Genomic DNA, 2,895 nt, shown 5'->3' with positions numbered 1-2,895 from the left:
ATCCACCACGGGACGGCTGCCGGCGATCTCCGCGCCAAGGATGTCCGCCAGCCCCCGCGCGATGTCGATGCTGGCCTCGTCACCGATGCCGCGACCGACGCAGACGATCCGCTCGGCCGTCGTGAGGTCGACGCTGTCATAGCTGGGAACATCGACGCGCACGAGACGGACTTTGCCCTCGGCGACGATTGACGTGGCGTCAGAATGCTGCACCCTGGATGCATCGACCACACGCCGTTCGGCCTCGGCAAAGGCGCCGGGATTGACCATCAAAATGGCCGGCAGGGGCACGCTGCATTCGGCGAGGATCTTGCCGCCATAGACCTGCGCGATAATGGTTAGCCGGTCTCCGTCGCGGTTAATTTCGTTGATATAGGAGACCAGCGGCCAACCCGTGCGCGCAGCGAGATCGCCGGCGACGTCGAGTCCATTGGCGGAATAAGGCACCAGCACCAGGCCGGGCTCTTCGGCGGCGACAGTATTTGCCAACAGCCGCGCGTAGGATTCGGCGGCGATAAGCTGAGAGCCGCTCGCTGTCGCCGCGACGAGCCTGTCGGCGGCGCCGAGATTGGCGATGGCGGGGTCCGGATCCTGCCCGGCGAAGAAAGCGACGACCTCGTCACTCGCCGTGCCGGCCGCAAGCGCCGCAGTGATCATTTCCAGCGAAAAGGGCTCGAGCTTGCCGAATGAGCCTTCCGTGCAGGCGACAATTCGCATCGCTCAAACCCCCGCAAAACCTTTGGCCGCCAGGATGCTGGCCAGCCTTTCGGCGACATTTTCGGGATTGTCTCCCAGGTTTTCACCGGTGCCGCGCTGTCCAGGCATTCTCAGCGCGACGATCTCGGCCGATCGTTCGAACCTGGCAGGTTCGGACGGCGCCTTGCCGATGGCCGTCTTCGACGCCTCTCGCAATTTGCTTCCCGAAACATAGCGCGGCGCTTTGGAAGCGGTCTGCACGCCGATCACCGCTGGCAGCGTAATCTCGTAGGTCGCGGCGATGCCGCCGCCGCGTTCCTGCGTCACCCGAAGGGCCGAGCCCTCGATGCCGAGCCTGCTCGACCCGGAGACATGCGGCCAGCCGAGCAGGGCGCCTATATAGGGCACAAGCTGGCCGAAGAGATCCTCGGTCGACTGCACGCCGCACAGGACAAGGTCGGCGGCCTTCGAGCGGGCGAGCGCGACGATCGAACCGGCAATCGCGCGCGAGTCAATCATGCCATCGCCTTCAGCTTCGACCGCAACCGCCTCGTCTGCGCCGCGCGCAACCGCCATCTGCAGCACACGATTACTGCCTTCGCCGATGGCGACGGCGACGACCGTCGCGCCGGACGCTTCCTTCAGGAGGATAGCCTCTTCGAGCGCATGGTCGTCGAAATCATTGAGCTGGAAATCCAGCCATTCGCGGTCGATGCCGCGTCCGTCGCCCGTCAGTTCGAGCTCGCCCGCGGAATCCGGAATCATTCGCAGCACAACGAGAATTTTCAAGCGTCGATCCTCCCCGGGTGACCTCAACCCTTCCGGTACCTGCGGCCTATTAGATCGCAACCGTTGCTGTGCCCAATCGAGAAAATCGTAATAGCAGCTATTACAACTCAGGTGATTGACCTTCGCGGCGATGCGTCCGCTAATTCGAAGCGTTGGGAGGCCTGGGCAATCGGCTGTGGCCGGGCGCTTTGTATTTTTCGATATAAGTTGCGAAATATACCATAAATTATTCAGTTTTTACTTGGGGTAGGAACAATCAGCATCCGAAAAGGTGCCCAGGAGGAGGAAAGTATGACTGTAAAGAGTATCTTCGATCAAAAAATATCGCGAGCGAGCTTGATTCGCAAAGCGCCTGCCGCTATGGCGGCCGCCGGCGCGGTTTCGGCCCTGGGACTTGGCGCCACTGCCCCTGCCGCGGCGGAGGAAGCCAAGCCCGGCTATTACGGGGTGCCGCGGACCTGGATTTGGAATCCGAACGCCAACTCGATGGTCGACACTTCGAAGTGGAAGAAGGAGGGGCCCTATACGATCGGCTTCTCCAACGCCTCGATATCCAATGCCTGGCGCGTGGCCTTCCAGCACGGCGTGTTCTGGGCGGCCGGCCAGCATCGCGACGAGATTGCGCATCTTCTGGCGACCGACGCCAATGACGATCCCTCCAAGCAGATCGCCGACATCCAGGACCTGATCAGCCAGGGCGTCGACGTCTTGCTGATCGCAGCCGCGACGGAAGACGCGTTGGACTCCGTCGTCGGCCGCGCCATGGAGCAGGGCATTCCCGTCATCATGGTCGACCGCAAGGTGAAGACGGCAAGCAACTACATCACCTACATCACCGCCTCGGACTGGGCGCTCGGTCGCCTCGAAGCCCTGTGGCTGTGCGAGACGCTCGGCGGAAAGGGCAACATCGTCATGCTGCCCGGCATCGCCGGCTCGAGCGTCGCTGAAATCCGTATCAAGGCGAATGAGGAGGTGTTCGGGAAGTTCCCCGGCATCAAGGTGCTGGAGAAGCAATATTGCGACTGGAACCCCGCGACCGGCAAATCAGTGATGGCCGCGCTCATCCAGAAGCACGGCAAGGAGATCAACGGCGTGCTGGCCGACAGCGCGCTGCAGGGCTCCGGCGCTATCCAGGCTTTCCTCGCGGCCGGCTACAAGGACGGCGAAATTCCGCCGATGACCGGCGGCGACATCGCCTTGATGTATCAACTGGCCTCGCAGCACAACATCAAGATGGTCGGCATCGACTATCCGACCTCGATGGGCATCACCGGCATCGAGACCGTGCTCGACGTCATGAAGGGCATCCCGGTTCCCGAGAAGGTCGAGGTCAGTTTCAATGTGGTGACCTCGCCCGGAGCCGACACGGTTTCGGTCAAGGGCGACCGCCATCTTCTCGACCATGTCAGC

General features: G+C 62.3%; 3 protein-coding genes. 1 reads left to right on the top strand and 2 read right to left on the bottom strand.

The genetic code is table 11. From position 1 onward, the window contains the following. Together EOA27_RS30195 and EOA27_RS30190 are read right to left on the bottom strand one after the other, a co-directional pair. The coding region (locus EOA27_RS30195; RefSeq protein ID WP_145970621.1) for an FAD-binding protein at positions 1-717 on the bottom strand (717 nt) is incomplete at its 3' end. Between the two features lie 3 nt (positions 718-720). After that, positions 721-1,485, bottom strand: coding sequence for a hypothetical protein (locus tag EOA27_RS30190; protein ID WP_126081358.1), 765 nt, complete (start codon positions 1,483-1,485; stop codon positions 721-723). 336 nt (positions 1,486-1,821) lie between these two features. Here EOA27_RS30190 and EOA27_RS30185 point away from each other — a divergent pair. Further along, the coding region (locus EOA27_RS30185) for a substrate-binding domain-containing protein (protein WP_210214180.1) at positions 1,822-2,895 on the top strand (1,074 nt) is incomplete at its 3' end.

This window comes from Mesorhizobium sp. M2A.F.Ca.ET.037.01.1.1, assembly GCF_003998075.1.
In the GTDB taxonomy this organism is placed as follows: domain Bacteria; phylum Pseudomonadota; class Alphaproteobacteria; order Rhizobiales; family Rhizobiaceae; genus Mesorhizobium.
Note: the sequence above shows the minus strand (reverse complement) of the source record. Positions and strands in the feature narration are given on the sequence as shown.